Genomic DNA, 26,921 nt, shown 5'->3' with positions numbered 1-26,921 from the left:
GAAGCGGTCGTTACTCTGGCTTTGGCAGCTCAACGGTGCTTTCTAGTTCTTCAATAGTGTGGTGATGGTTGGTGAATACACAGATATCGCCAGCAATGTTCAGCGATTTTTCTGCGATTTCACGCGCATCTAAATCAGTATTTTCTAATAGTGCAGTCGCTGCTGCTTGAGCGAAGTTACCGCCCGAACCGATCGCAATCAGGTCGTTCTCTGGCTGAACTACGTCACCGTTACCAGTAATGATCAGTGAAGCGGTTTCATCTGCGACTGCTAGCAGTGCTTCTAATTTACGTAGAGCACGGTCGCTACGCCAATCCTTCGCCAGCTCAACGGCAGCTTTGGTTAGGTGGCCTTGGTGCATTTGCAGCTTGCTTTCAAATTTTTCGAATAGCGTGAAAGCATCTGCCGTACCGCCAGCAAAACCTGCCAGTACTTTATTGTTGTATAGGCGACGTACTTTACGGGCATTGCCCTTCATTACAGTATTGCCTAGAGATACTTGTCCATCACCCGCGATGACGACTTTATTATTACGACGTACAGATACAATGGTAGTCACGAGTAGGGCCTCTTAATATTTCTTATCTTTGGGTATAAAAAGTATATGAGGATGGTGCTCGGATAATTCAAGGAAGGGCGAGTGATGTCGCGCAACTTATCGGCGGAAGTTGTAAGGAAAACTGACTAAAGGGAGTAAATAAAAGAAAACCTCCACAATGGGAGGCTTTCGGAGTTTGGTTTTCGGCTTTTGCTAAGATTAAGACTGCGACTATCGCTAAATCTAAATCTAATCGGTGTCTTTCCAAATAGCGCAAGGTTCGATTTTCGCCCGTTGCAGCTTATGGCGATCGCGCTCGGCGTCACGCTTCAACTTGTATGGCCCTAGAACCACACGGTACCAGCTACTGCCGTCTTTTTTACGGATTTCACTCGAGATACCTTGGAACGCAATATCTAACTTGCGCGTTTCTGCCTGTGCTGACGTTTTGTAAGCGCCACACTGCATCACGTAAGGGATCTTAGAGATCTCTTGCTCTTTGGCTTTAACTTCAATCTCGCGGCTTGGCAGCGTTTCAACGTAGTCCCACTTCTCTTCTGGAGGCGGTGGAATCACTTTCGCTGGTTTTGGCTTAGGTTTTGGTTTGGTAGCCACAGGTGTTGGTGCTGGCGGCTCAGGATCATTACTCAATAAGTAAAGTCCATAACCAAAACCACCTGCAAGGAGGATCGCCAAAAGACCACTGCGCCAAGGTTTACGGCGAGGGGCTTGTTTCTTGGTCGGTTTTTTCGTGCCACGACCGCGCTTTACATAATCTCTATTAGCCACAAGACAATTCAATAGTTGCTGATTCTGTCCTCATGGTAATCCAGATTGCGCGAGGATAATAGTGCAGAAATGGAAGCGGCACATCAAAATGTGCCGCAGATTTATAAGGGTATTTCTGAGGGTTACATTCGAGGTGGTGCGGTGCTGCCTCTAACGACTAATTTAGCTTCAAGCAGACGCGAACCTGCTTGCACATCGTTGCCCTTCAATAGATCAAGCATCATCAGCATCGCTTGGCGTCCAATCTCATAACGAGGCTGAGAAATAGTGGTTAGCGGTGGATCGCAGTATTGAGCGAATTGGATGTCATCGAAGCCAACAATCGATAGGTCTTGAGGAACACGTAAACCTAGCTTCTTCGCTTCTTGAATCGCACCAATCGCCATCGCATCGTTATGACAGAAGATCGCTGTAGGTTGTTCAGGAAGTGCTAGTAATTGACGAACCGCTTGCGCACCCGCTTCAAAGGTGAAATCACCCACAGTGCTGTAAGCTGGGTTCATTGATACTCCAGCGCGGCGCAATGCTTGTTGGTAGCCTTGTTGACGGAACTTACACAGGGTTGCAGTCGTTGGCCCAGAGATTTGAGCGATGCGCTTATGACCTAACTGAGCGAGGTAATTCACCGCTTCAAATGCAGAGGTTAGGTTGTCGATGTGAACCGTTGGCAGTTCAAGCTCAGGTGCGAATTCACACGCCATAACCATTGGCGGTAAATTCTTTTGCTCAGGCTTACTGACATCAAACGGATGATCAGTGCCAAGCAGTAGCATACCGTCTGCTTGCTTTGTGAAGACCAAGTTAACAAATGAAGACTCACGCTTCTTTTGTTGACCACTGTCACCCAGTAGAACGAGGTAGTCATTCTCTACAGCGGCATCTTCGATACCACGAATGATTTCGGCGAAGTAAGGGTCACAGATATCAGGAACGATAGTGATGATGGTTTTTGATTCGTTGCGACGTAAATTTCTAGCTAATGTATTGGGTGAGTATCCAGCTTCAAGCACTGCTGTCTCAACTCGTTTACGAGTAGAAACCGAGACTTTTTCAGGGTTCATCAATGCACGTGATACTGTTGCCGTTGAGACGCCTGCTAGCTGGGCAACATCCTTCATTGTCGCCATAAATTAAACCCTCTTTTAAGTTCCTTTGTCGCCTAAGTATTTAAGGCGTGAATAATTAATACAATCGAATAGATATTATGAAAGTGTTGCTAACACTTTTTTTATTGCAATATTTTATTCGTTTCATCCGTGTAAAGTTACGGCTAGATTAACAAAAATCACATGACTAGTGTGAGGTTGCTCACGAGAAATATGAAATATTTGTGAACAAACTTATCATTAGTTTTAACCCAAGTAGGTTTAGCTCAAATCTTGCGGCTCAATATCGAGTGACCAACGGACTTTTTTCGCAGCAGGTAACATATTAATTGCCGGCTTCGCACTCATTAATAACTTCTGCATTAACGAACGAGTCTGAGTTTGTAGAATCAACTGCCAGCGTGATTTACCCGCTCGCTTGGCCAGTGGCGCTGGGGTGGGGCCTAGAACCATGCAATATTGGTCAAACAAGGGGTGCGATTCTAATGTATGACGAACCTGACGCAAGAACTCTTCCACCAAACGTGTGTCATTGGCTTCCGCTCTAAACAGAGTCATAAAGGTATAAGGTGGCAGCATCGCTTGTTTACGCTCGGCCAATGCGGTTTGTGCAAAGTGGTTATAGTCTTTGTGCAGCAACGCTTGTAACAAGCCATGTTCTGGATGGTGAGTTTGTAAGATAACCTCACCCGGCTTACTGGCACGGCCTGCTCGACCGGCGACTTGAGTAAACAGTTGCGCCAACCGTTCAGAGGCGCGGAAGTCACTACTATATAAAGAGGCGTCCACATCCAATAACGCCACAAGTGTCACGTCAGGAAAGTGGTGACCTTTAGCAAGCATCTGTGTACCGATAAGAATTTGGTATTCACCTTTACGAATCGACTCGAGCGCACTTTCTAAGCTGCCTTTGCGGCGGGTGCTGTCTCTGTCAATACGAATGGTTTTGTATTCAGGGAATAGCTGACCAAGTTGAGCCTCTAGCTGTTCGGTACCAACACCCACCGTCACTAAGTTCGCTGAACCACAGCCTTGGCAATTGTGCACGATATGCTGCTGAGAGCCACAGTGGTGACAGCGCATCTCATTGCTGTATTGGTGATAGGTGTAGTAGGCATCACAACGCTTACATTCCGCTGTCCAACCACAATCGTGACACATCAATGCGGGAGAGAACCCACGGCGGTTGAGAAACAACATCACTTGGTTGCCCGCTTTGAGGTGTCTTTGCATTTCAGCAATCAAAGAAGCAGACAAGCCACTTTCTAGATATTCACCCTTCACATCCAACACTTTATTGGTGGTCGGCAGCGCGACACCTGCACGTGAGGTCAGGGTGAGGTAACTGTATTTACCGTTCTGTGCGTTGTGCAGCGTTTCAAAGGCCGGAGTCGCCGAGCCTAACACAACCGGAATCTGTGCTTTATGAGCACGCATGATCGCGACATCACGAGCGTGGTAGCGTAGGCTATCTTGCTGCTTATAAGAGGCGTCGTGCTCTTCATCGACAATGATAATTCCCAGATCAGCGAACGGCGTGAACAGAGCCGAGCGCGTACCAATCACAATGCCCGCTATTTTGTCACGTGCTGATAACCAAGCATTCAATCGTTCAGAATCGTTTAATCCAGAGTGAATCACCTCAACAGGCACATTAAAACGACGCTTAAAGCGATTAATCGTTTGTGGAGTGAGGCCTATTTCCGGTACCAAGACTAATGCTTGTTTACCTTGCTCGAGAATCGGCTTGATCATATTGAGGTAGACTTCGGTTTTACCTGAGCCGGTAACCCCCTCTAGCAAGAAGCAACTAAAATCGGTTTGGCTATTTACTGTCGCAATCGCGATCGCTTGTTCAGCATTGAGCTTCGGCTTGTCTTGTTCGTTTTCAAGTTCAACGGGCCACGGCTGGCGCTTTGGCTTTTTCTCTACCGACTCAATCCAACCTTTCTCTTCCAAAGTCTTAAGCACCGCGCTGCCTACTTCCTCGTCAATGAACTCTTGATGAGGAACAGGGCCGTGTTCAAGCATGTGCATCACTTTGGCTTGCTTAACCGCACGACCAAAGCCTTGCATCAGTTGATCTCTGCCTGATGGGGTCAATTGCCACTCGACAAGCGTTGCGAAGTCGGCAGCTTTGCCTTTTCGTAAAGCGCTTGGTAGAGCATTAGCCAAGGTTTCACCCAGTGGATACTGATAGAACTGGCTGCACCATACCAAGAGTGAGTAGACCGATTCTGGCCAAACAGGTTGGTTGTCTAATAAGGCTTTAATGGGCTTGAGCTTGTCTAGCTCGAATTCAGATTCGTTAACCAGAGCTGTAACAATACCTGTTAAGGTTTGTCGTCCAAAAGGCACAGATACTCGTCCACCAATAATCGGGAATAGGTGGTTAGGAATCTTGTAATCGAACTGCTTGTCTAGTGGAACAGGCAGTGCCACGCGGGCAATCATTGGACGCATAAAGGGACAGCTTTATCTGAGTTGACGAGAGCGAACAGTCTAATGGATAAGGGCGTTAAATTCGAGGAGCAGTTTGGATGAGAGTATCGAGTTAACGCAGGAAGATAACGAAAGCCCGAAATCTCAGGCCGACAAAGGAAATAAAAGAGGCTATTGGTGAAAAATGTATCAAATCAGTTGATCCTGCCTTATAGATTCATTACTATACTGCGCCTTAAAGGTATGGCTTTATCGCAGTTTAGTGATGCAGCGGTGTCTTTATTTTATTTTTTAACTACGTGTGGTGTGCGGCTTAGAATCGTATAGCGACACGGCCTACTTGAGGTTATCCCATGAAAACTGGTATCCACCCAGAATACAAAGCAGTTTCTGCAACTTGTTCTTGCGGCAACACATTTGAGTTCAACTCAACGCTTGCAAAAGAATCTATCCACCTAGACGTATGTGACAAATGTCACCCATTCTACACTGGTAAGCAACGTATCGTAGATACTGGCGGCCGTGTTGATCGCTTCAACAAGCGTTTCGGTGCTCTTTCTAGCAAGAAGTAATTCTCGCTATTTAGACATAAAAAGGACACTTCGGTGTCCTTTTTTGTTGCCTGAAATCTAAGAAAACGCTGAATCATATTCAACCATCAACTTCTCGAAAACGACAGGCAACCCGCTTGAGTTTTGTTTCATAACTTACACCCAATACTCCACTCTCGAAATCCGCTCGAAAGTTCAACAAGCGACAGTAATTTCAACTGCTCACTGGTCTTATTAGTAGTGAAATCTCGTTTTTTAATGAGACAGAGGCTTTAACCACCTAGGAACTTTGAAGTACATCTATTAACATGAACAAGATCCCCAAATAATAATATCCTAGGAACCTACACCTATGTCTGAAGACAGCCGCCAAGATCAATCCTCTCAAGCGTTATCGCCTCAAGAACAATTCCGTCAGCAAGCTCTTGATTACCATGAGTTCCCAATTCCAGGCAAAATAGCCGTAGCACTGACGAAGCCTGCAAATTCTGCAGAAGACCTAGCACTTGCATACAGCCCAGGCGTGGCTGAGCCTGTTCGCGAGATCGCACAGAACGTTGATAACGTTTATAAGTACACAGGTAAAGGCAACATGGTTGCAGTTATCTCTAACGGTACAGCGATTCTTGGCCTAGGTAACCTTGGCCCTATTGCTTCTAAACCTGTTATGGAAGGTAAAGCGCTACTGTTTAAGCGTTTTGCTGGTTTAGATTCTATCGATATTGAAGTAAAACACCGCACAATCGATGAGTTCGTTGATACGGTTGCGAATATCGCAGATACATTCGGCGGTATTAACCTAGAAGACATCAAAGCACCTGACTGTTTTGAGATTGAGCGTCGCCTGATTGAGCGTTGTGATGTCCCTGTTTTTCACGATGACCAACACGGTACAGCGATTGTAACGGCTGCAGGTATGCTGAACGCGATTGAGCTTCAAGGTAAGAAGCTTGAAGAGTGTAAGATCGTTTGTTTAGGTGCTGGCGCAGCGGCGGTTGCTTGTATGGAACTGCTGATCAAGTGTGGCGCTCAGCGTGAGAAGATTTACATGCTTGACCGTAAAGGTGTAATCCACACTCGTCGTGAAGACCTGAATGAATACAAAGCGCTATTCGCAAATAACACGGACAAGCGCACGCTTGAAGATGTTATCGAAGGCGCTGACTTGTTCTTGGGCGTATCTGGTCCTAATCTGTTACCAGCTAAAGCACTTACGCTGATGGCTGATAAGCCAGTTGTGTTTGCATGTTCAAACCCAGATCCAGAGATCAAGCCAGAGCTCGCTCATGAAGTTCGTTCTGACCTTATCATGGGTACAGGCCGTAGCGATTACCCGAACCAAGTAAACAACGTACTTTGTTTCCCATTCATTTTCCGTGGTGCGCTTGATGTACGTGCGAGCGAAATCAATGATGAGATGAAGCTGGCTGCGGTTAAAGCGATTCGTGAACTAGCGAAAGAAGAAGTTCCGGCTGAAGTACTCGCTGCTGCGGGTGAGACTGCACTGGAGTTTGGTAAAGGCTACATCATTCCTAAGCCAATGGACCCACGTCTACTTCCTCGCGTAGCAAAAGCGGTTGCAGTAGCGGCCGTTGAATCTGGCGTAGCTCGTATTGAGATGCCTGCTAACTATATGGCTTAATGCTTTAATAATTTAATAGCTTAATAGCTTAATAGCTTGTTGCTCTATTGAGCGAAAAGAATAATAAAAAACCGACTCATAGGAGTCGGTTTTTTTATGTCTATCATTCACAGAGCAGCTACCGATAACGTAGTGGGTGATGTGACAAATAAGGTTCAGCTATAGCGAATCAATATTGAAGGCAGTGACTGAGTTGTTTTTATTCTTCGTCAAACGCTTCGAATTCGATACCCATCTCTGTCATCAGCTTTTTCACTTCAGTCGGGATGTCGTCTGGACGGTCTTTACGGAGGTCTTCATCCGTTGGCAGTGGTTGGCCTGTGTACGCATGTAGAAAGGCTTCGCACAGTAGCTCACTGTTTGTTGCATGGCGTAGGTTATTAATCTGGCGGCGAGTGCGCTCGTCAGTAAGAACCTTTAACACTTTTAGAGGGATAGAAACTGTAATTTTTTTTACTTGTTCGCTTTTCTTTCCATGCTCAGCATATGGGCTTATGTATTCACCATTCCAGTCGGCCATTGCGTACCTTCATCACTTTAGTTGTTAGAATAAATTAGTAGTGGTGATTTTAGCGGGATTTACTGCCATAAGCAAAGACATATAGACGTCCAGAAGTGTTGACGTCTCACATTTATGAAAGTAAAGTGAATAACATATATCTAACACAGCCGCAGAATGCCGACAAGCCGCTGTGATTCTCAGACGCAAAACTTGTAAGGAAGCACCTATGAGCAGCCGGAAGCCAGCAACAATCGCAGTACGTACTGGTATCGAGTCAGACACGCAACACCATGCCGTTGTCCCACCCATTTATCTTTCGACTAACTATGGGTTTCCCGCTTTTGGTGAAGTGCCAAAGTACGATTACACCCGTTCTGGTAACCCAAATCGTGGTTTATTAGAAACGGCATTGTTTGAGCTTGAATCTGGCAAAGGTGCAGTGGTGACTAACTGCGGCACTTCGGCACTTAACTTGTGGGTATCCGCTTTCTTAGGCGGTGATGATCTTATTATCGCACCACACGACTGCTACGGTGGTACTTACCGCCTGTTTAATACCCGCTCGTTAAAAGGTGACTTCAAAGTTTTGTTCGTTGATCAATCGGATCAAGCAGCGTTGGATGCGGCGATCGCGCTCAAGCCAAAGTTGATCTTAATAGAAACGCCATCGAACCCGTTGGTTCGTGTGGTTGATATTGCAGAGACTTGCCGTAAAGCGAAAGAGGTAGGTGCTCTGGTTGCTGTCGATAACACGTTTTTGACGCCTGTGTTCCAAAAGCCTTTAGAGCTGGGTGCTGATTTTGTTATCCACTCAACCACCAAATACATCAACGGACACTCAGATGTTATTGGTGGCGTTGTAGTGACGAAAACTGAAGAGCACGCTGAAGAGCTTGCATGGTGGGGCAACTGTATTGGTGCGACCGGCACACCATTTGATAGTTACATGACTCTACGTGGTATTCGTACGCTAGGTGCGCGTATGCGTGTTCACGAAGAGAGTTCACGTGAAATTCTGACGGCTCTGCAACAACAAGATCTGGTGGGCACTATTTACCACCCAAGCCTTCCTGAACACCCAGGTCACGAGATCGCGAAGAAACAGCAGTTGGGCTTTGGTTCCATGTTGAGCTTTGAGTTTGCGGGCTCTTTTGAAGCACTTAAATATTTTGTAGATAAGTTAGAGCTATTTTCTTTGGCTGAATCACTGGGTGGTGTTGAAAGCCTGATTTGTCACCCTGCGTCGATGACTCACCGTGCGATGGGCGAAGAAGCATTGGCAGAAGCGGGTGTTTCTCAACAACTACTGCGCCTTTCTGTTGGCCTTGAAGATGCGGAAGACCTAATCGACGATCTCAAACAAGCGTTTGAAAAAACACAACGCTTTATTGCTGAAGGGGAGGCTTAATAATGGCAACCTTTCGCCAGCTACATAAATTTGGTGGCAGCAGTTTAGCGAACCCTGAATGTTACCAACGCGTGGTCAACATTCTTAGAGAATATTCATCAGCGACGGATTTGGTGGTGGTATCGGCTGCAGGCAAAACAACCAACCGCTTAATTGAGTTTGTCGAAGCGCTCGACAAAGATGGTCGTATTGCTCATGAATGCCTGCAAACCCTTCGTCAGTTTCAACTTGAACTGATTGAGGCTCTGCTTGAAGGTGAAGCCGCCTCGCAACTAACGGCAACCATCCAACAAGAATTTACCGCTTTGGGTGAGCTAACGGCTCCTTTGAGTGAAGCACAAAAAGCACAAGTACTGGGTCATGGTGAGGTTTGGTCTTCACGTTTGTTGGCGACGTTGTTGTGCCAGCATGACTTACAAGCGGTTGCTCAAGATGCACGTGCCTTTTTACGTGCAGAAGCGGGTGCTCAACCTGAAGTTGACCGCGCACGCTCTTATCCTCTGATTAAAGAAGCCTTGGCGCAGCATGCACATTGCCGCGTGGTAATTACTGGCTTTATGGCTCAGAACTGCGAAGGCGAAACGGTGCTGCTTGGTCGTAACGGTTCGGATTACTCAGCAACCGTGATTGGTGCTCTAGCTGAAGTTGAACGCGTGACAATCTGGAGTGATGTGGCGGGCGTATACAGCGCAGACCCTCGTTTGGTTTCGGATGCGTGCTTATTACCTCTGCTTCGCCTTGATGAAGCCAGTGAATTAGCTCGTCTTGCGGCTCCAGTGCTACACAGCCGAACGTTACAGCCTGTCGCTCAAAGTGCCATGGATCTCAGCTTGCGCTGCAGCTACCAGCCGGAGGCAGGCTCTACACAGATAGAGCGAGTACTGGCATCGGGGCGTGGTGCAAAAATCATTACCTCTTTGGATGAAGTTCTTATCGTGCAACTGACCTTTGGTCACGGCCATGATTTCGACCGTCTGGAGAGTGAAGTCCTTGAAGGGCTTAAGCGTGCTCAATTAGAGCCGCTTGCTTATGAATTAGAACCCGATCAACACTGCTTGCGCCTTGCTTACACGGAAGAGATCGCTGGTGGTGCATTAGAATATCTACAAGACCACGCGATTGAAGCTGAGATTAAACTGAAAGAAGGTTTTTCTCTGATTGCTGCAGTGGGGGCGGGTGTGACTAAGAACCCGAACCATTGCTACGGTTTCTACCAACAGCTCAAGAGCTCGCCGGTTGAGTTTATCTCAGAAGCGAACTCAGGCTTAAGCTTGGTAGCCGTGATTCGTAAGAGTGAAACATCAAGCCTAGTGAAAGGCATTCACTCTCAACTGTTCCAAGCTCAGAAGCGTGTTGCGATTGCCTTGTGTGGTAAGGGCAATATTGGCTCAAGTTGGTTAAGCCTGTTTTCCGAGCAAAAAGCGGAACTTGAAAAGCGTCGTGGGATGAACTTTGAATTGGTTGCGGTGGTTGATAGCCAAACCTATTGGTTCGATGACCAAGGTATTGATGCGACTTCTGTAGGTAAGCGTTTTGATGACGAAGCGATTGCCAACAACGGTAACGACTGGTTAGAGCGTTTGGGCTCTATTCAGGGTTACGATGAAGCAGTAGTACTCGATGTCACTGCTAGCCCAGTGCTTGCTGCAAAGTATCTGCAAATTGCACAACAAGGTATCCACCTAATCTCGGCTAACAAGGTGGCTGGTTCTGCATCGAGCGAGTATTACCATCAGGTACAAGATGCTTTCGCTAAGATCAGCCGTCATTGGTTGTACAACGCGACAGTGGGTGCAGGCTTACCTATCAACCACACAGTACGAGACCTGCGTGAAAGCGGCGATGATATTATTGCGTTATCAGGCATCTTCTCTGGCACTCTATCTTGGTTGTTCCAACAGTTTGATGGCACGGTGCCGTTCAGCGAGTTAGTCGACTTAGCGTGGCAACAAGGCCTGACTGAACCGGACCCGCGTGCTGACCTTGATGGTTCAGACGTCATGCGTAAGCTGGTGATTCTGGCGCGTGAATCGGGTTTGGATATTGAACCTGAAAACGTCAAAGTTGAATCGTTAGTACCTGCAGAGCTGCAAGAGCTATCGGTGGATGATTTCTTTGATAAGGCTTCTGTGCTGAGCGAAGAGTTAGCTGAGCGTTTGGAAAAAGCGCACTCTCAACAAAAGGTTCTACGTTACGTAGCGCGTTTGGAGAAGAATGGTAAAGCAACCGTAGGCGTTGAAGCACTATCGAAAGAGCACGCACTGGCGAACTTACTGCCCTGTGATAATATCTTTGCGATTGAGAGCAAGTGGTACAAAGATAATCCATTGGTTATTCGTGGCCCGGGTGCTGGACGTGAAGTAACAGCTGGCGCAATTCAATCTGACCTAAACAGAATGTCTAGCCTGTTTTGATTTTCAGATCGGTTGGTTTAGTGTCTAAATAGCATACTATTCACTAAGATAAATAAGGCTGAAAGCACGATGTGTTTGTCAGCCTTTTTTCTACATTATTTCTGCTTTGCGACCCATCTAACGACTTGAGTTTTACTCACGATCTACTTGAGAAAAATTCATAATGGATCTGTTGACATTAAATCGTATTCAATACATTCTACAGACATATAGACGTCTAAACGTCGTTTAAGGATTTGAGTTTTAGTGGTTGATTTTGCCACAGGGAGAGTAAGATGGGATACACACACGCTAGTCATATCGACGCTTTAAATCAGAATATCGCTGAGCTTTCTGACAACATCAATGTGTCATTTGAGTTTTTTCCACCAAGCAGTGAGAAGATGGAAGAGACCTTGTGGAACTCTGTTCACCGTCTTAAAACACTTCAACCAAAATTTGTATCGGTAACTTACGGTGCAAACTCGGGTGAACGTGACCGTACCCACTCAATCATTAAAGAAATTAAGAACCAAACTGGCCTAGTGGCAGCACCACACCTCACATGTATTGATGCGAGCCGCGAAGAGTTGATTCAAATTGCCGACGACTACTGGGCAAATGGTATTGAAAGCATTGTTGCGTTGCGTGGAGACATCCCAGCAGGCGGCGGTGCGCCAGAGATGTACGCATCTGATCTAGTCGAGCTACTTAAATCTCGCCACGATTTTGATATCTCAGTAGCGGCATTCCCTGAGGTTCACCCTGAAGCAAAAAGCGCTCAATCTGATCTTATTAACCTAAAGCGTAAAGTGGATGCGGGCGCGAACCGTGCTATTACGCAATTCTTCTTCGATGTAGAAAGCTACCTACGCTTTCGTGACCGTTGTGTAGCGGCTGGTGTGGATGTTGAGATTGTTCCGGGCATCTTACCTGTTTCTAACTTCAAACAAGCGTCTCGTTTCGCTGCGATGAATAACGTAAAAGTACCGGGCTGGATGGCGAAGCAATTCGAAGGCTTGGATGATGATCCAACGACCCGCCAGTTAGTCGGTGCGAGCCAAGCGATCGATATGGTTCGTACGCTGAGCCGTGAAGGTGTGAAAGACTTCCACTTCTACACGCTAAACCGTGCAGAAATGACCTACGCACTTTGCCATACGCTAGGTGTTCGCCCACAAGTTGCTGCGCTGTAATTAAGCTTCAGCCTTGTTAAAGCGCTATTTGCTGTAAATCTCAAATCCGATAGATACAAAAAAGGCTTGGACTCTAAGAGTTCAAGCCTTTTGCTTTTCTAGCGTCTAGCTTAACTTAAGCAAGAGCACCAAGTTCAAGCAGTACTTCGTCCGCCCAAACAATCCATGCTTCACGGATAAGTAGGTTACGACGAAGCGTTAAACGCTCTAGGCGTGCTTGCTTGTCTAGTGTAGATGGCGTTGCGTAGTAAGCCGCTTCGATTTCTTTGTAGTGAGAAACCAGTTTGCGAGACTCTTCAACTAGCTCAGCAAGTTGTACACGGTAAGCGTCAGCTGGTTGTACAGCACAAGCCATTAGCTTAGCTGAGAACTCGTCACGAACGGTTGGGTGTGCAGTTGGTTGTTCAAACCATTCACCTAGCGCGCTACGTCCTGCGTCAGTGATAGAGTAAACTTTACGATCAGGTTTGCCTTCTTGAGGCTCAAGCACGCAAGTTACCTGGTCGTTCTGAGCCATTTTATTTAGCTCGCGGTAAACTTGTTGGTGGCTAGCTTTCCAGAAGTAACCAATGCTTGAGGAGAATTCTTTTGTGATATCGTAACCAGTAGCATCGCGTGTACTTAAAACGGTTAGAATTACGTGTGGTAATGACATGTCTGAAATCCAAATGGTAAACAGTAAACAAATACTTAGACAACAAGTGTGCTTCTAATGGCACGTTATATTGGTTATGTCTAAGTAGCACCAACTCGGCGGTTGGTTATGTCACCTTACAAAGCCGTTTATCACCTAGGTTGACCAGTTTATAGGTCAAGTTGCTGCAGATTATTTTTTTGGAGTGTTTCCGCAGCGGAGCAGTAGTATATCTAAATAATAAGCATAAAGTAGAATACATGGACAAAATAACCCAAAAAACTGACAAAATACTTACTGGAGGTTATCTGGTGAAATAAAAAGGCCGCACATGGCGACCTTTTGTTCTTTTTGTAGATGTAAATGCTGATTAGGTTATAGTAGGGATCACTAATTAACCAGTATTTCGCATACCTGCTGCAATACCTGCAATCGTCACCATTAGTGCTTCTTCTAGCTCTGCTGGTGGTGTTTCACACTTACGAGTACGGTAAAGTAGTTCTGCTTGAAGCATGTTTAGTGGCTCAACGTAGATGTTACGAAGGCGAATCGATTCAAGTCCCCAAGGGTCACTTTGCATCAGGTTCTCGTTGTTCTCTACATTTAGTACCGCTTTGATGTCTTTTTGCAGCTGTTCACGCAGTAACTCACCTAATGGCAGTAGTTCTTTATCAACAAGACGCTGGTCGTAGTACTTCGCAATTTCCATGTTGCACTTAGAGTACACCATTTCCAACATACCTAGACGAGTAGAGAAGAATGGCCATTCACGACACATCTCTTCAAGTAGCGCTTGATGGCCTTGATCGACTGAGTATTGGATAGCTTCACCTGCACCTAACCATGCTGGAAGTACCAAACGGTTTTGGCTCCAAGAGAAGATCCATGGAATCGCACGTAAGCTTTCTACGCCACCGTTCGGGTTACGTTTTGCTGGGCGAGAACCGAGTGGCAGTTTGCCGAGCTCTAGCTCTGGTGTCGCTTGACGGAAGTAAGGTACAAATTTCTCTTCGCCACGAACAACGTTGCGGTAAGCCTCACAAGAAACTTGAGAAAGCACTTCCATTAGGTCGCGCCACTCTTGCTTTGGTTCTGGTGGCGGCAGAAGGTTCGCTTCTAGAATCGCACTTGCGTACAGGTTGAAACTGTTTACGGCAACATCTGGTAAGCCAAGCTTAAAGCGGATCATCTCGCCTTGTTCTGTTACACGTAAGCCGCCTTTCAAGCTCTTAGGTGGTTGAGAAAGTAGGGCTGCGTGCGCTGGCGCACCACCACGACCAACTGTACCGCCACGGCCGTGGAATAGAGTCAGTTCGATGCCTTCTTCATCACAAACCTTAACCAGCTTGTCCATCGCGTCGTATTGAGCCCAACCTGCAGACATTACGCCGGCATCTTTCGCTGAGTCAGAATACCCAATCATCACCATTTGGTGGTTCTGGATAAAGCCACGGTACAAATCGATGCTCATTAGCTGTTTCATTACTGCTTCTGAGTTGTTCAAGTCGTCCAGCGTTTCGAACAATGGACATACGTCCATGCGGTACGGGCAACCACATTCTTGGAGCAACAAGTGAACAGCCAGCACATCCGATGCTGTACGAGCCATAGAAATTACGTAAGCACCAAAGGCTTCGCGAGGTTGAGCAGCAACGACCTTACAGGTGTCTAAAACCTCTTTGACTTGTTCAGATGGCTCCCAGTCGCGCGGTAGCAGTGGGCGTTTCGAGCTTAATTCATTGGTTAAGAAAGCAATCTTGTCTTGCTCGCTCCACTGGTCGTAATCGCCAATGCCTAGGTAGCGAGTCAGTTCAGATAGGACATCTGAGTGACGTGTACTTTCTTGACGAACATCGAGACGAACTAAATGCACACCGAATGCTTTTAGGCGACGTAGGGTATCAAGCAGAGAACCATCCGCGATTACGCCCATGCCACATTCGTGCAGCGATTGGTAACACGCGTAAAGTGGTGTCCAAAGTTGGTCGATGTTCTGTAGTGTTTCTTTCTTCGGTACTTCAGCATCATGCAGTTTTGCGTCAAGCACTTCTAGCGTGTTGTTCAGCAGAGTGCGTAGGCTCTTAAGGATTGCACGGTAAGCTTCGTGCTCATCGCCAGCCAATTCACGAACGGCATCATTACACTTCGTCATCGACAGTTCGGTAATCAGCTCGTTCACGTCACCTAGGTACAGATCAGCGGCTTTCCAGCGAGATAGGCGCAGTACTTCTTTGGTGATGGTGTGCGTTACGAATGGGTTACCATCGCGGTCGCCACCCATCCAAGATGAGAAGTGAACTGGGCGTGCATCGATTGGTAGGCCTTCACCAAGGTAACCTTTTAGTCGGCCATCCATATCACGTAGGAAATCAGGCACGGCTTCCCATAGAGAGTTTTCTACAACCGCAAAGCCCCACTTAGCTTCATCAAGTGGTGTCGGGCGTTGCTGACGAATCACATCAGAGTGCCAACCTTGAGCGATAAGCTGCTCTAGACGACGTTCTGTTTTCACGCGTTCTTTGTGTGATAGGTCGCTTAATTCCAATTTAGACAGACACTCGTTGATCTTAACCAGCTTGTTGATCATGGTTCGACGAGTGATTTCTGTTGGGTGAGCGGTCAAAACGAGTTCAATGTTCAGGTCGCGAACGGCTTGAGCCGCGTCTAGCTTGCTGATGTCATTTTGATTTAGTTTAGAAAATAGAGATTGCAGCACGTCTGGTTCGCAAACATGCTCCTCACAGTGGCGAGAGATGGTGTGGTATTGCTCTGCCATGTTGGTGAGGTTGAGAAATTGGTTAAATGCACGAGCAACAGGAGTGAGTTGTTCGTTCGGCAGGTTTTTAATTTCTTCAACTAGGCTGTCACGGTCAGCTTTGTTGCCTGCGCGGGCGGATTTGGAAAGTTTACGGATAGTCTCCACTTTCTCTAAGATAACGTCACCATGTGCATCTTGGATTGTGTTACCTAGCAAGCGTCCCAGCATGCTTACGTTACTCTTGAGAGCGGCGTATTTCTCGTTCATTGTCATCCTGCCTCGTAAAAAAATTACATCCATTGTTCCTTGTTAAGTACACAATCTAGCGAAAAGTGCTGTATCTAGTCAAATAAAGCATTCTAAGTTTGCAATTATTAGGTTTAAAAATGCGGGAGAAGTAAATTTTTCAAAACTTAGGGAAAAAGTGAAATTTAATTACAAGATTGCGGCTATATCAGGGATGGCAGAATAAAAGCCACTTTTTAGGGTGGCTTTTATGTGAATATTCGGATTGAGAAGTAATAACTAGAAACAATATTTACGGATAGATTTACTCAGAACATCAATTGTTGGGTCAATAAAATCGAAGCTTAAGAACTCATCCGGCTGGTGAGCTTGGTCAATTGAGCCTGGACCTAACACCAAGGTTGGACATAACTCTTGAAGGAAAGGTGCTTCAGTACAGTAGTTCACGGTTTGAGATTCAGTTTCACATACCGATTCCATGCCACCAATAAATGGATGATCGTGCTGACACTCGTAACCCGGAATAGGTTCGTGCAGTGGAGTAATCTCAATTCTGCCCGGCCATTTTGCTTCTACTTCTTTCAGTGCGCTACGCAGCATGTTATTCAAGCCATCTAAGCTGATGCCCGGTAAAGGACGAACATCATAGTGCAGTTCACAACAACCACAGATACGGTTAGCGCTGTCGCCACCGTGGATATGACCAAGGTTTAGAGTAGGGCTTGGAATCGCAAAACCTGGGTGATGGTACTCCTTGACTAACTTGTCACGCAGCTGCATTAAAGCAAACAACACTTCATGCATGATCTCGATGGCGTTAACGCCTAAAGCGGGATCTGAAGAGTGACCTGATTTACCGGTTACTCGTACTGCGTTGGCGACATGGCCTTTATGACCACGAATAGGTACAAGGCTGGTTGGCTCACCAATAATGCAGTAGTCCGGTTTAAACGGTGCATTTTCAGTGAAATGACGTGCACCTAGCATAGTGGTTTCTTCGTCACAGGTTGCCAATACATAAAGCGGCTTGGTTTGCTTGCTCCAATCCATCTTCTTCGCAGCTTCATAAACGAAAGCGAAAAAGCCTTTCATATCGGCGGTGCCTAATCCGTAGAAGCGGTTGTTGTGTTCTGTCAGTTCGTGAGGGTCGAAGTTCCAACGTCCTTCATCGAATGGCACCGTATCGCTGTGTCCTGCAAGCAATAAGCCCCCTTCGCCAGAACCAATCTTTGCGACCATATTATGCTTGCCGGGTTCGACCTCTACCACCTCAACACTAAAGCCCACGTCTTTAAACCATTGAGCCATTTTTTCGATCACTTTCTCGTTGCCATGATCCCAGCTTGGATCGGTGGAGCTAATGGAGTCGGTGGAAATTAGGCCTTTATAGACCTCAAGAAAACTCGGTAATTGCATAATAACTTCACTTCTACTATTGACAGGAAAACCATAAGTCGGTAAAACACATATTAAATCATATTTAATGCATAAGAAATCAAATAAAGCTAAAAATTAAGTATGAATAGTCAAATTTGAAATGTAACTTACCTCAAGAATGGATGTGTTGAGATGTTGAAAACCACGATCATTGGCGCAAGCGGCTACACAGGAGCAGAACTGGCTCTAATGATAAATAGACACCCTGAGCTCACGCTATCAGGTTTATATGTCTCAGCCAATAGTGTAGATGCAGGCAAACCTATCGCTGCACTGCACGGTAAGTTAGCTGGCCTGATTGATATGCCAGTGCAACCTTTAACGAATCCAGAAGAAGTGGCTAAACAGTCTGATGTGATTTTCTTAGCCACTGCACACGAGGTAAGTCACGACCTAGCGCCAATCTTCCTTGAGAACGATTGCCAAGTGTTCGACCTGTCGGGTGCATTCAGAGTTAAAGGCGAAAACTTCTATCAAGAGTTTTACGGTTTTGAACATCAACACGAACAATGGCTAGACAAAGCTGCTTACGGTTTAGCTGAATGGAACGAACAAGAAATCAAAGAGGCTCAGCTTGTTGCAGTTGCGGGTTGTTACCCAACAGCTTCTCAATTAGCGATTAAGCCTTTGGTTGAAGCAAAGTTACTGGATGAGAACCAATGGCCGGTGATTAACGCAACCAGTGGTGTAACCGGAGCAGGCCGCAAGGCGAGTATGGTCAACAGCTTCTGCGAAGTAAGTCTGCAAGCTTATGGTGTATTCAACCACCGTCATCAACCTGAAATGGCTGCACACCTAGGATGTGATGTGATTTTCACCCCGCACCTAGGCAACTTTAAGCGTGGCATTTTAGCGACCATTACCATGAAACTGGCTGACGGTGTGACAGAACAACAGATACAAGAGGCCTTCGAGCAAGCTTATCAAGGTAAACCAGCTGTGAGATTACTCGAAGAAACATTGCCAAGAATTCAAGATGTAGAACAAACACCTTTCTGCGATTTAGGTTGGAAGGTACAAGGTCAGCACATCATCGTTGTTTCAGCGATTGATAACTTATTAAAGGGTGCATCTAGTCAAGCGATGCAGTGTTTGAATTTACGTTATGGTTTTGCACCATTAACTGCGTTAGTGTAAGGAAATCTAGATATGAGCCCTAATAATCAACCATTAATCATAAAGTTAGGTGGCGCTGCGCTATCTTGTGGTGAAACACTTAGCAAGTTATTTGGTGCGATTTCAGCTTACCAACAGCAGGCACAGCGACCAATCGTGATTGTTCACGGCGGTGGTTACCTTGTTGATGATTTGATGAATAAGTTGAACCTTGAAACCGTTAAGAAAGAAGGGCTACGTGTTACTCCTTATGATCAGATTCCTTTGATCGCTGGTGCGCTAGCGGGCACGGCCAACAAATTGCTTCAAGGTCAGGCGATTAAAGACGGCATCAACGCCGTTGGTTTGAGCCTAGCTGATGGTGGTCTATGTAAAGTCAGCGAGCTGAACCCTGAATTAGGTGCAGTAGGTAAAGCGGAGCCGGGCGACTCAACCGTCCTGCAAGCGATTCTTAATGCTGGCGCACTGCCAATCATTAGCTCGATTGGTTTGACTGAGCAAGGCCAACTGATGAACGTTAATGCCGATCAAGCCGCGGTTGCCGTTGCAGGCGCACTTGATGCTGAACTGGTACTGCTTTCTGATGTAAGTGGTGTGTTGGATGGTAAAGGTCATCTGATTCCAAGTCTGAATCAACAACAAGCCGATGACCTCATCACAGGAAAAGTCATTACTGACGGCATGATCGTTAAGGTTAAAGCCGCACTAGAAGCTGCTAACGACCTCGGACGACCAATCGAAGTCGCCACTTGGCGATACCCAGACAAACTGACACAACTTTTTTCAGGTAAGAGCATCGGAACACAGTTTTTACCTCAGTAGGTCTCACAGCGGGTCACTACTTAAAGAATTTAGACAAACTAAATAAACATATAATTATGAAGTCATTTCCAACGCTGACCGCCATGTGCAGTATGGAAACTAGGAGAAAGAAAATGAGCAAAGTTAACGTAAAGAAAGTTGTAGTAGCCTACTCTGGCGGTCTAGACACATCAGTAATCATCCCATGGTTGAAAGAGAACTATGACTGCGAAGTTATCGCATTTGTTGCTGATGTAGGCCAAGGCGATGAAGAGCTGATTGGAATCGAAGAGAAAGCAAAAGCTTCTGGTGCGTCTGAGTGTTACATCGCTGACCTTAAAGAAGAGATGGTGGCAGATTACATCTACCCAACGCTTAAAACAGGTGCTTACTACGAAGGTAAATACTTGTTAGGTACTTCAATGGCTCGTCCAATCATTGCGAAAGCTCAGGTTGAAGTTGCACGTAAAGTCGGTGCTGACGCTCTATGTCACGGTTGTACAGGTAAGGGTAATGACCAAGTTCGTTTTGAAGGTGCATTTGCTGCACTAGCACCAGACCTACACGTAATTGCACCTTGGCGTGAATGGGATCTAGTAAGTCGTGAAGAGTGTCTAGATTACCTCGCAGAGCGTAACATCCCTTGTACGGCTTCTCTTACCAAGATTTACTCGCGTGATGCAAACGCATGGCATATCTCTACAGAAGGTGGTGTTCTAGAAAACACATGGAACGCACCTGATGAAGATTGCTGGGCTTGGACTGTAGACCCAGAGCAAGCGCCAAACGAATCTGAAACAGTGACGCTTAAAGTTGAAAAAGGTGAAGTGGTTGCGGTTGATGGCGAAACAATGACGCCATACAACGCGCTGGTTTACCTAAACGAGAAGGGTGCTAAACACGGTGTTGGTCGTATCGATATCGTAGAGAACCGTCTTGTTGGTATGAAGTCTCGTGGTTGTTACGAAACTCCAGGTGGCACAATCATGATGGAAGCACTGCGTGCAGTAGAGCAATTGGTTCTTGATAAAGCGGCATTTGAATTCCGTGAAGAGTTGGGTGTTAAAGCTTCTCACCTTGTATACGATGGCCGTTGGTTCACTCCGCTATGTAAGTCAATTCTTGCAGCAACAGATGAGCTAGCACAAGACGTGAATGGTGAAGTGGTTATCAAACTTTACAAAGGCCATGCAACGGTGACTCAGAAGCGTTCTGACAACAGCTTGTACTCAGAAGAGTTTGCAACCTTTGGCGAAGATGAAGTTTACGACCAAAGCCACGCTGAAGGCTTCATCCGTCTTTACTCGCTATCAAGCCGTATCCGTGCTCTGAATAGCCAAAAGTAATCCGAACAATGAGTTAGTGAGCTAGCCTTTAGCGAAAGGTTGAAGGCCAGTAAACAGACATCATTATGCAAAGCCCATTTACTATTGATTAGTGAGTGGGCTTTTTGCTTTCTGTTTGTTTAATAAATCAGCTTCGGTTTTTACTGTCGAATGGCATATAATTCGCGCTCCACGCTGAAAATAATCAAGGGAATGAACCTGTGGTGAATAAATATGTGAAAATAATGAATTAATACTTTATTTTCATTTTGAATTGCCGTAAGTTTAAACCATCAGAAAAATACTGAATCTTAATCAGAATTATCATTTGCAAAAAACAGTGAGCACTGTGCAATTAGGAGATACACAATGGCATTATGGGGCGGTAGATTTACCCAAGCAGCAGACACCCGGTTCAAAGATTTTAACGATTCTCTTCGTTTTGATTACCGATTGGCTGAGCAAGACATTGTGGGCTCTATTGCCTGGTCAAAGGCTCTTCAGTCGGTCAACGTTCTAACAGAAGAAGAGCAGCAAAGACTAGAGCTAGCACTGAACGAGCTAAAACTCGAGGTGATGGAAGATCCTGAACAGATCTTACGTTCTGATGCAGAAGATATTCACAGCTGGGTTGAGCAACAACTTATCGGTAAAGTCGGTGATTTGGGCAAAAAACTTCACACTGGCCGTTCTCGTAATGACCAAGTGGCGACCGACCTTAAACTATGGTGTCGTCAACAAGGTAACCAACTGCTACTAGCGCTTGATCGTCTGCAAAGCCAAATGGTGAATGTCGCTTCTCAGCATCAAGAAACCGTGCTTCCTGGCTACACTCACTTACAACGTGCTCAGCCGGTAACTTTTGCTCACTGGTGTTTGGCTTACGTAGAAATGCTTGAGCGTGATTACTCACGTTTGAATGATGCGATTAAGCGTCTAGATACATGTCCGCTGGGTTCTGGTGCCCTTGCAGGAACTGCTTACCCGATGGACCGTGAAGAGTTAGCTCACAACTTAGGTTTCCGTCGTGCTACGCGCAACTCTCTAGATTCAGTTTCTGACCGTGATCATGTGATGGAGCTGATGTCGATCGCTTCTATTTCAATGCTTCACCTTTCACGTCTTGCAGAAGATATGATTTTCTACAACTCAGGTGAATCGAACTTCATCGAGTTAGCGGATACCGTGACGTCAGGTTCATCTCTGATGCCACAAAAGAAAAACCCGGATGCGCTCGAACTTATCCGTGGCAAAACTGGCCGTGTTTATGGTTCATTAGCCGCAATGATGATGACAGTGAAAGCCCTGCCTTTGGCGTACAACAAAGATATGCAAGAAGATAAAGAAGGTCTGTTCGACGCTTTAGACACTTGGAATGATTGTATGGAAATGGCTGCTCTTTGTTTTGACGGCATTAAAGTGAACGGCGAACGTACACTTGAAGCAGCGAAACAAGGCTACGCGAACTCAACCGAACTGGCTGATTACCTAGTAGCGAAAGGCATTCCTTTCCGTGAAGCTCACCATATTGTTGGTGTGACGGTAGTGGCGGCGATTGCTAAAGGTTGCGCATTAGAAGAGTTAACCATCGCAGAGATGAAAGAGTTCTCTGAGGTGATTGAAGAGGATGTGTATGACATCCTGACCATTGAATCGTGTCTTGAAAAACGTAGCGCGCTAGGCGGTGTATCACCACAGCAAGTGGCTTACGCGGTTGACCAAGCTGAGAAGCGTTTATCACAGCGTGACACTTCCATCGTGAAGGTTCGTCCTGCTCGTCTGACGGATATTGAAGCGTTGGAAGGCATGGTGGCCTACTGGGCGAATATGGGTGAAAACCTACCTCGTTCTCGTAATGAACTGGTGCGTGATATTGGCTCGTTTGCTGTCGCAGAGCATCATGGTGAGGTGACCGGTTGTGCATCACTCTATGTGTATGACTCTGGTTTAGCGGAAATTCGCTCGCTCGGTGTTGAGGCTGGGTGGCAAGGTCAAGGGCAGGGTACAGCGATTGTGCAGCACTTGGTTGATAAAGCACGACAAATGGCCATTAAGAAGGTGTTTGTACTGACTCGTACTCCAGAGTTCTTTATGAAGCATGACTTCTTACCGACATCAAAATCTCTGCTACCTGAGAAGGTGCTGAAAGATTGTGACCAGTGTCCTCGTCAACACGCGTGTGATGAAGTGGCCTTGGAAGTGAACTTGGTAGAGCAGATCATCGCTAAGGTTAATGTTGCATAAAGCATTGATTTTATAGTCCCTAAAAAAAAGATCAAAAAATTGATCTTTTTTGGGAACAAATTAAGAAAAGTCCGGTCTATTAAAGTACCACTGCTTTTTCTTAGAATTTTCTAAGAAAGCCCTAGAATCGATTGGTTCTGGGGCTTTTTTCTATCTGCTGTTTGGGAAATGATGATGGCTTGCTAAGTCGGGTCATTTAATTGGGCATCTAGCCTTTATCGCTTATCTAGCCTTTATCACTTATCTAGCAAAGCCTCTCTGTTAACGCTTTTTGTTCCTTAAAGGCAGCACGACAAACTTCATTATCCAATGTAACGACAGCAAGCCACTGAATGCGCAAGCGGCCATCATCAAAGCGATGGCATTGATGGTTTTTGGGTCTTCTTTGAAAAACAACCACCATGCTCCCCAACTTAAAATCGACAACACCATCAGCTGATTCATGCAGCGCTGGCAGCGGCCGAGTTTGTTACGGATTTTTTCACTTTTATTGCAATGAATGCATGTCATCTTGGGTTTGATTCGCGTTATGCTTGTTGCCTTGATAATAACACGTCACAAGATATTGGATCACGGTGACACAGAGAGAGAAAGTCGATGATTGAGCGCCAAGACACCAAACAACGCATGAGCCGTATTGTGAAACACAACGGCACTATCTACCTATGTGGCCAAGTGTGTGCTGATGCAACCAAAGACATCACTGAGCAAACACAGACGATGCTAGATAAAGTAGAAGCCCTACTTGAGCAAGCGGGTAGCGACAAGGAACACATGCTGTCAGCAACGATTTACTTGAAAGACATGAAAGACTTCCAAGAAATGAATGCAGTTTGGGATGCATGGGTTCCAGAAGGTCACGCTCCAGCTCGCGCATGTGTGACGGGCGACATGGCTCGCGAAGCGCTACTTGTTGAGATCTCTGTGATTGCTGCTGAGAAGTAATCGCTAAGCCTTTAGCGACAAGTAATGGCTTCAAGAGATTCCAGATACCTCGTCCCTCGGTTCTGGAATGACGGTTAAGTTTTGGTTTAGCTGATGCGTCACTTTGGTCTGCTTCAGCTTAGATGCGTATTAAAAAGCATCGTTATACTGGTTAGCTTCGGATTGACGGTATAGGAAAATTATCGTCATTCCCGAAAGCGACGAAGGAGCGTAATCGGGAATCTATTATTTGCTCGTGGCCAAAAACAAAAAGGAAAGCCAATGGCTTTCCTTTTTAGTACCTAGTCTCTGTTAATAGACCAAACTGCTAGTTTTGCAACGACCTGAGATTAACAACCAGGGCCACAATCTAGACAGTGTTTCACCATCTCTGGACCAAGGTGCAGTTTCGCATTTAGGTCACGTAGCGCTGTTCGTACACCTTCTTCAATTACTGGATGGTAAAACGGCATATCCAACATTTCAGAAACCGTCATCTTTTTCTGGTGTGCCCATGCGAGTAAGTGAGCCAAATGTTCTGCGTTTGGTCCCATCATCTCAGCACCAAGGAAACGGCCTGTACCTTGCTCGCCGTAAACGTGCAGAATACCTTTGTTGCGTAGCATCACTCGTGAACGACCTTGGTTCTCGAAAGACACTTCACCTGTTGCGAAACAGCCACAGGTGCCTAAGCGGGTTATGATCTCTTTGTATGTTTCACCCACCATCGCGATTTGTGGGTCAGAGAATACCGCAGAGATTTTAGAGCGGCGTAAGCCAGCGCGAATCTCAGGGAAGCGACCTGCGTTATCACCGGCAATACGTGCTTGGTCTGCTGCTTCATGTAGCAGAGGCAGTTGGTTACTTGCATCACCGGCAATAAATACTGATGGTAGCGATGTTTGTAGCGTGTAGTGGTCGGCAATTGGAACACCACGCTCATCAAGCTCAAGAGAGGTATTCTCTAGGCCAAGCTTATCAGTGTTAGGACGACGGCCTGTCGCTGCCAGTACGTATTCAACGACGTTAGTTTCTAGTTCACCTTGCTTATTGATGAACTGGATTTCGACACGAGCTTCACCCGATTCAATGGTAATACGCTTCATGCTTTCGATTTTTACGTCAGCATCAAGATAGAACTCTTCATTGAAGGCTTTATCTGCATAAGCCATGATCTCTGGGTCGGTTACTGGGCCAACTTGACCACCCAAACCGAACAGTTTGGTCTTCACACCTAAGCGATGCAGTGACTGACCAAGCTCAAGCCCAATAACACCAGGGCCAAATACTGCGACTGATTCCGGTAAATCATCCCAGCTGAACACGTCGTCGTTAATGATCAGGCGGTCACCAAGCTCATTCCAAACTGCAGGGTATGCAGGGCGAGAGCCGGTCGCGATAACAATACGCTTAGCGTTGACAACCGTGTGGTCATCGATTTGTAGCGTGTTGTCGTCTAAGAACTTTGCGTAGCCAGAGATCTTGTCTTGCTCTGGGATTTCATCAACACCTTCTAAAACAAAACCAACAAAACGGTCACGTTCAAACTTCACTCGGTCCATCACTTCACGGCCGTTAATCACGATATCACCTTGTGGGTGAACGCCAAAAGCAGGAGCTTTCTCGATTTGGTGTACGCTTTCAGCTGCTGCAATAAGCAGTTTAGATGGCATACAACCAACACGAGCACAGGTTGTACCGTAAGGGCCGCCTTCAATCATCACGACACTGTCAGTGTGTGCTTTTGCAGCGCGGTAAGAACCTAGACCTGCTGTACCGCCCCCGATAACTGCTACATCTACATTGACTTGTTTCATAATAATTTTCTCGCAATGGCTAAATTTAGTGTGAACGAACCCCTCCAACTCTGGTGGTTTTTTGAGAGTCAGGATTGCGGGTCAGTTTTGTGATTCTGTTTTATTAGGTTTAGCTTGTGATTCAGCTTTTTGTTACTAACTGCTTCTTGTTACTAACTATAGGTTAGTTAAAAGTTGGCGAGTTAGAAGCTGTATCTTTTTCCAAAGCTCAGATAAGAGTGGTTTGGAATAGCTAACCCACAAGAGGGTGGGTTAGCTGGTATTACTAAGCTATTTAATTACTAAGCGTTTATTAGCGACTAAGTGATTAACCTAGGAAAGTTTCTAGTTCTTCGCTGCCACCGATGTGTTTGCCACCGATGAATACTTGAGGAACGGTAGTGCGACCCGAGATTGCACGTAGGCTTACTGTTGTTGCGTCTTTACCTAGAACCACTTCTTCGTAGTTTAGACCTTTGTCGATTAGGTTCTGTTTTGCTTTCATACAGAAAGGACAGCCTGGCTTAGTGAATACTGTGATTGACTCTTGCTCTTTGTGTTCAGGAGCAAGGTAGTTAAGCATAGTATCAGCATCAGAAACCTTGAACGGGTCGCCTGGTACGTCTTCTTCGATGAACATTTTTTCTACCACGCCGTTTTTAACCAGCATGCTGTAGCGCCATGAACGTTTGCCAAAGCCGATGTCGTTTTTCTCAACTAGCATACCCATGCCGTCTGTGAAGTCGCCGTTGCCATCTGGGATGAATGTGATTTTTTCAGCTTCTTGGTCTGCTTTCCATGCGTTCATTACGAACGTGTCGTTTACAGAAACACAAAGGATGTCATCAACGCCGTTTTCTTTGAATACAGAGTGCAGCTCGTTGTAACGAGGTAGGTGGCTTGAAGAACATGTTGGTGTAAACGCACCTGGCAGGCTGAATACGATAACTGTCTTGTCTTTGAATAGCTCTTCCGTCGTTACGTTAACCCATGCATCGCCTTGGCGAGTTGGGAATGTTACTTGAGGGATTGATTGACCTTCTTTAGATGCAAACATATTGATTTCCTTAAAT

The 26,921-nt window shown here is 46.0% G+C and carries 21 protein-coding genes; 10 read left to right on the top strand and 11 right to left on the bottom strand.

Annotated features, from left to right (window positions below; all coding sequences use genetic code 11):
* Positions 1-10: 10 nt before the first annotated feature.
* From hslV to priA, 4 genes are all read right to left on the bottom strand, one after another.
* On the bottom strand, positions 11-559 hold the full coding sequence (gene hslV / locus DUN60_RS13110) for an ATP-dependent protease subunit HslV (RefSeq protein ID WP_004729692.1): 549 nt from the start codon (positions 557-559) through the stop codon (positions 11-13).
* Between the two features lie 228 nt (positions 560-787).
* Positions 788-1,327, bottom strand: coding sequence for a cell division protein FtsN (gene ftsN / locus DUN60_RS13105; protein ID WP_029222060.1), 540 nt, complete (start codon positions 1,325-1,327; stop codon positions 788-790).
* Between the two features lie 122 nt (positions 1,328-1,449).
* Positions 1,450-2,454 (bottom strand): DNA-binding transcriptional regulator CytR, encoded by a 1,005-nt coding sequence (cytR, locus tag DUN60_RS13100; RefSeq protein ID WP_004729690.1) that lies wholly within the window; start codon positions 2,452-2,454, stop codon positions 1,450-1,452.
* Between the two features lie 240 nt (positions 2,455-2,694).
* Complete coding sequence (gene priA, locus DUN60_RS13095; RefSeq protein WP_114634076.1) at positions 2,695-4,896, bottom strand: primosomal protein N'; 2,202 nt, start codon at positions 4,894-4,896, stop codon at positions 2,695-2,697.
* Between the two features lie 332 nt (positions 4,897-5,228).
* Here priA and rpmE point away from each other — a divergent pair, with 332 nt between their 5' ends.
* Both rpmE and DUN60_RS13085 read left to right on the top strand, forming a co-directional pair.
* Complete coding sequence (gene rpmE / locus DUN60_RS13090) at positions 5,229-5,447, top strand: 50S ribosomal protein L31 (protein ID WP_004729688.1); 219 nt, start codon at positions 5,229-5,231, stop codon at positions 5,445-5,447.
* Positions 5,448-5,778: 331 nt separating this feature from the next.
* The gene (locus DUN60_RS13085) at positions 5,779-7,068 is read left to right on the top strand and encodes a malic enzyme-like NAD(P)-binding protein (RefSeq protein ID WP_054548226.1); all 1,290 of its coding nucleotides are present in this window, start codon (positions 5,779-5,781) and stop codon (positions 7,066-7,068) included.
* 199 nt (positions 7,069-7,267) lie between these two features.
* Here the strand turns inward: DUN60_RS13085 and metJ are convergent, their stop codons facing one another.
* Positions 7,268-7,588, bottom strand: coding sequence for a met regulon transcriptional regulator MetJ (gene metJ / locus DUN60_RS13080; RefSeq protein ID WP_004729686.1), 321 nt, complete (start codon positions 7,586-7,588; stop codon positions 7,268-7,270).
* Between the two features lie 208 nt (positions 7,589-7,796).
* Between metJ and DUN60_RS13075 the strand changes: the two genes are divergently transcribed.
* From DUN60_RS13075 to metF, 3 genes are all read left to right on the top strand, one after another.
* A complete protein-coding gene (locus DUN60_RS13075; RefSeq protein ID WP_029224093.1) occupies positions 7,797-8,978 on the top strand; it encodes an O-succinylhomoserine (thiol)-lyase in 1,182 nt (393 codons plus the stop codon).
* Between the two features lie 2 nt (positions 8,979-8,980).
* Positions 8,981-11,392, top strand: coding sequence for a bifunctional aspartate kinase/homoserine dehydrogenase II (locus DUN60_RS13070; RefSeq protein ID WP_004729684.1), 2,412 nt, complete (start codon positions 8,981-8,983; stop codon positions 11,390-11,392).
* Positions 11,393-11,667: 275 nt separating this feature from the next.
* A complete protein-coding gene (gene metF / locus DUN60_RS13065) occupies positions 11,668-12,567 on the top strand; it encodes a methylenetetrahydrofolate reductase (protein ID WP_004729683.1) in 900 nt (299 codons plus the stop codon).
* 115 nt (positions 12,568-12,682) lie between these two features.
* Here metF and DUN60_RS13060 read toward each other — a convergent pair whose 3' ends face one another.
* The 3 genes from DUN60_RS13060 to argE all read right to left on the bottom strand — a co-directional run bounded on the left by DUN60_RS13060 (position 12,683) and on the right by argE (position 17,621).
* Positions 12,683-13,222 carry a PadR family transcriptional regulator gene (locus DUN60_RS13060; RefSeq protein WP_065207413.1) on the bottom strand — a complete coding sequence of 180 codons (540 nt, stop codon included), beginning with the start codon at positions 13,220-13,222 and terminating at the stop codon, positions 12,683-12,685.
* Between the two features lie 373 nt (positions 13,223-13,595).
* Entirely contained in the window at positions 13,596-16,232 is a 2,637-nt protein-coding gene (ppc, locus tag DUN60_RS13055; RefSeq protein WP_017091990.1) for a phosphoenolpyruvate carboxylase, read from the bottom strand.
* 252 nt (positions 16,233-16,484) lie between these two features.
* On the bottom strand, positions 16,485-17,621 hold the full coding sequence (gene argE / locus DUN60_RS13050) for an acetylornithine deacetylase (protein ID WP_114634075.1): 1,137 nt from the start codon (positions 17,619-17,621) through the stop codon (positions 16,485-16,487).
* Positions 17,622-17,774: 153 nt separating this feature from the next.
* Here argE and argC point away from each other — a divergent pair, with 153 nt between their 5' ends.
* From argC to argH, 4 genes are all read left to right on the top strand, one after another.
* Complete coding sequence (gene argC, locus DUN60_RS13045; protein ID WP_017077605.1) at positions 17,775-18,779, top strand: N-acetyl-gamma-glutamyl-phosphate reductase; 1,005 nt, start codon at positions 17,775-17,777, stop codon at positions 18,777-18,779.
* Positions 18,780-18,791: 12 nt separating this feature from the next.
* A complete protein-coding gene (gene argB, locus DUN60_RS13040; protein ID WP_114634074.1) occupies positions 18,792-19,580 on the top strand; it encodes an acetylglutamate kinase in 789 nt (262 codons plus the stop codon).
* Positions 19,581-19,693: 113 nt separating this feature from the next.
* Positions 19,694-20,905 (top strand): argininosuccinate synthase, encoded by a 1,212-nt coding sequence (locus tag DUN60_RS13035; protein ID WP_009848894.1) that lies wholly within the window; start codon positions 19,694-19,696, stop codon positions 20,903-20,905.
* 348 nt (positions 20,906-21,253) lie between these two features.
* A complete protein-coding gene (gene argH / locus DUN60_RS13030; RefSeq protein ID WP_004729676.1) occupies positions 21,254-23,128 on the top strand; it encodes an argininosuccinate lyase in 1,875 nt (624 codons plus the stop codon).
* 261 nt (positions 23,129-23,389) lie between these two features.
* Here the strand turns inward: argH and DUN60_RS13025 are convergent, their stop codons facing one another.
* Positions 23,390-23,638: a DUF3624 domain-containing protein gene (locus DUN60_RS13025; protein WP_102495480.1), complete on the bottom strand. Its 249-nt coding sequence runs from the start codon at positions 23,636-23,638 to the stop codon at positions 23,390-23,392.
* A gap of 87 nt (positions 23,639-23,725) precedes the next feature.
* Here DUN60_RS13025 and DUN60_RS13020 point away from each other — a divergent pair, with 87 nt between their 5' ends.
* The gene (locus DUN60_RS13020) at positions 23,726-24,073 is read left to right on the top strand and encodes a RidA family protein (protein ID WP_102370802.1); all 348 of its coding nucleotides are present in this window, start codon (positions 23,726-23,728) and stop codon (positions 24,071-24,073) included.
* 329 nt (positions 24,074-24,402) lie between these two features.
* Here the strand turns inward: DUN60_RS13020 and DUN60_RS13015 are convergent, their stop codons facing one another.
* Together DUN60_RS13015 and DUN60_RS13010 are read right to left on the bottom strand one after the other, a co-directional pair.
* A complete protein-coding gene (locus DUN60_RS13015; RefSeq protein WP_114634073.1) occupies positions 24,403-25,869 on the bottom strand; it encodes a dihydrolipoyl dehydrogenase in 1,467 nt (488 codons plus the stop codon).
* Positions 25,870-26,176: 307 nt separating this feature from the next.
* Positions 26,177-26,905 carry a glutathione peroxidase gene (locus tag DUN60_RS13010; RefSeq protein ID WP_004729672.1) on the bottom strand — a complete coding sequence of 243 codons (729 nt, stop codon included), beginning with the start codon at positions 26,903-26,905 and terminating at the stop codon, positions 26,177-26,179.
* Positions 26,906-26,921 lie beyond the last annotated feature (16 nt).

Origin of the sequence: Vibrio splendidus (genome assembly GCF_003345295.1) — a bacterium.
Lineage (GTDB): Bacteria > Pseudomonadota > Gammaproteobacteria > Enterobacterales > Vibrionaceae > Vibrio > Vibrio splendidus_K.
Note: the sequence above shows the minus strand (reverse complement) of the source record. Positions and strands in the feature narration are given on the sequence as shown.

Excerpts from the sequence above, each read along its gene's own strand:
- cytR (WP_004729690.1), bottom strand. The coding sequence starts at position 2,454 with ATGGCGACAATGAAGGATGTTGCCCAGCTAGCAGGCGTCTCAACGGCA.
- priA (WP_114634076.1), bottom strand. The coding sequence starts at position 4,896 with ATGCGTCCAATGATTGCCCGCGTGGCACTGCCTGTTCCACTAGACAAG.
- rpmE (WP_004729688.1), top strand. The coding sequence starts at position 5,229 with ATGAAAACTGGTATCCACCCAGAATACAAAGCAGTTTCTGCAACTTGT.
- DUN60_RS13085 (WP_054548226.1), top strand. The coding sequence starts at position 5,779 with ATGTCTGAAGACAGCCGCCAAGATCAATCCTCTCAAGCGTTATCGCCT.
- metJ (WP_004729686.1), bottom strand. The coding sequence starts at position 7,588 with ATGGCCGACTGGAATGGTGAATACATAAGCCCATATGCTGAGCATGGA.
- DUN60_RS13075 (WP_029224093.1), top strand. The coding sequence starts at position 7,797 with ATGAGCAGCCGGAAGCCAGCAACAATCGCAGTACGTACTGGTATCGAG.
- DUN60_RS13070 (WP_004729684.1), top strand. The coding sequence starts at position 8,981 with ATGGCAACCTTTCGCCAGCTACATAAATTTGGTGGCAGCAGTTTAGCG.
- metF (WP_004729683.1), top strand. The coding sequence starts at position 11,668 with ATGGGATACACACACGCTAGTCATATCGACGCTTTAAATCAGAATATC.
- DUN60_RS13060 (WP_065207413.1), bottom strand. The coding sequence starts at position 13,222 with ATGTCATTACCACACGTAATTCTAACCGTTTTAAGTACACGCGATGCT.
- ppc (WP_017091990.1), bottom strand. The coding sequence starts at position 16,232 with ATGACAATGAACGAGAAATACGCCGCTCTCAAGAGTAACGTAAGCATG.
- argE (WP_114634075.1), bottom strand. The coding sequence starts at position 17,621 with ATGCAATTACCGAGTTTTCTTGAGGTCTATAAAGGCCTAATTTCCACC.
- argC (WP_017077605.1), top strand. The coding sequence starts at position 17,775 with ATGTTGAAAACCACGATCATTGGCGCAAGCGGCTACACAGGAGCAGAA.
- argB (WP_114634074.1), top strand. The coding sequence starts at position 18,792 with ATGAGCCCTAATAATCAACCATTAATCATAAAGTTAGGTGGCGCTGCG.
- DUN60_RS13035 (WP_009848894.1), top strand. The coding sequence starts at position 19,694 with ATGAGCAAAGTTAACGTAAAGAAAGTTGTAGTAGCCTACTCTGGCGGT.
- argH (WP_004729676.1), top strand. The coding sequence starts at position 21,254 with ATGGCATTATGGGGCGGTAGATTTACCCAAGCAGCAGACACCCGGTTC.
- DUN60_RS13025 (WP_102495480.1), bottom strand. The coding sequence starts at position 23,638 with ATGACATGCATTCATTGCAATAAAAGTGAAAAAATCCGTAACAAACTC.
- DUN60_RS13020 (WP_102370802.1), top strand. The coding sequence starts at position 23,726 with ATGATTGAGCGCCAAGACACCAAACAACGCATGAGCCGTATTGTGAAA.
- DUN60_RS13015 (WP_114634073.1), bottom strand. The coding sequence starts at position 25,869 with ATGAAACAAGTCAATGTAGATGTAGCAGTTATCGGGGGCGGTACAGCA.
- DUN60_RS13010 (WP_004729672.1), bottom strand. The coding sequence starts at position 26,905 with ATGTTTGCATCTAAAGAAGGTCAATCAATCCCTCAAGTAACATTCCCA.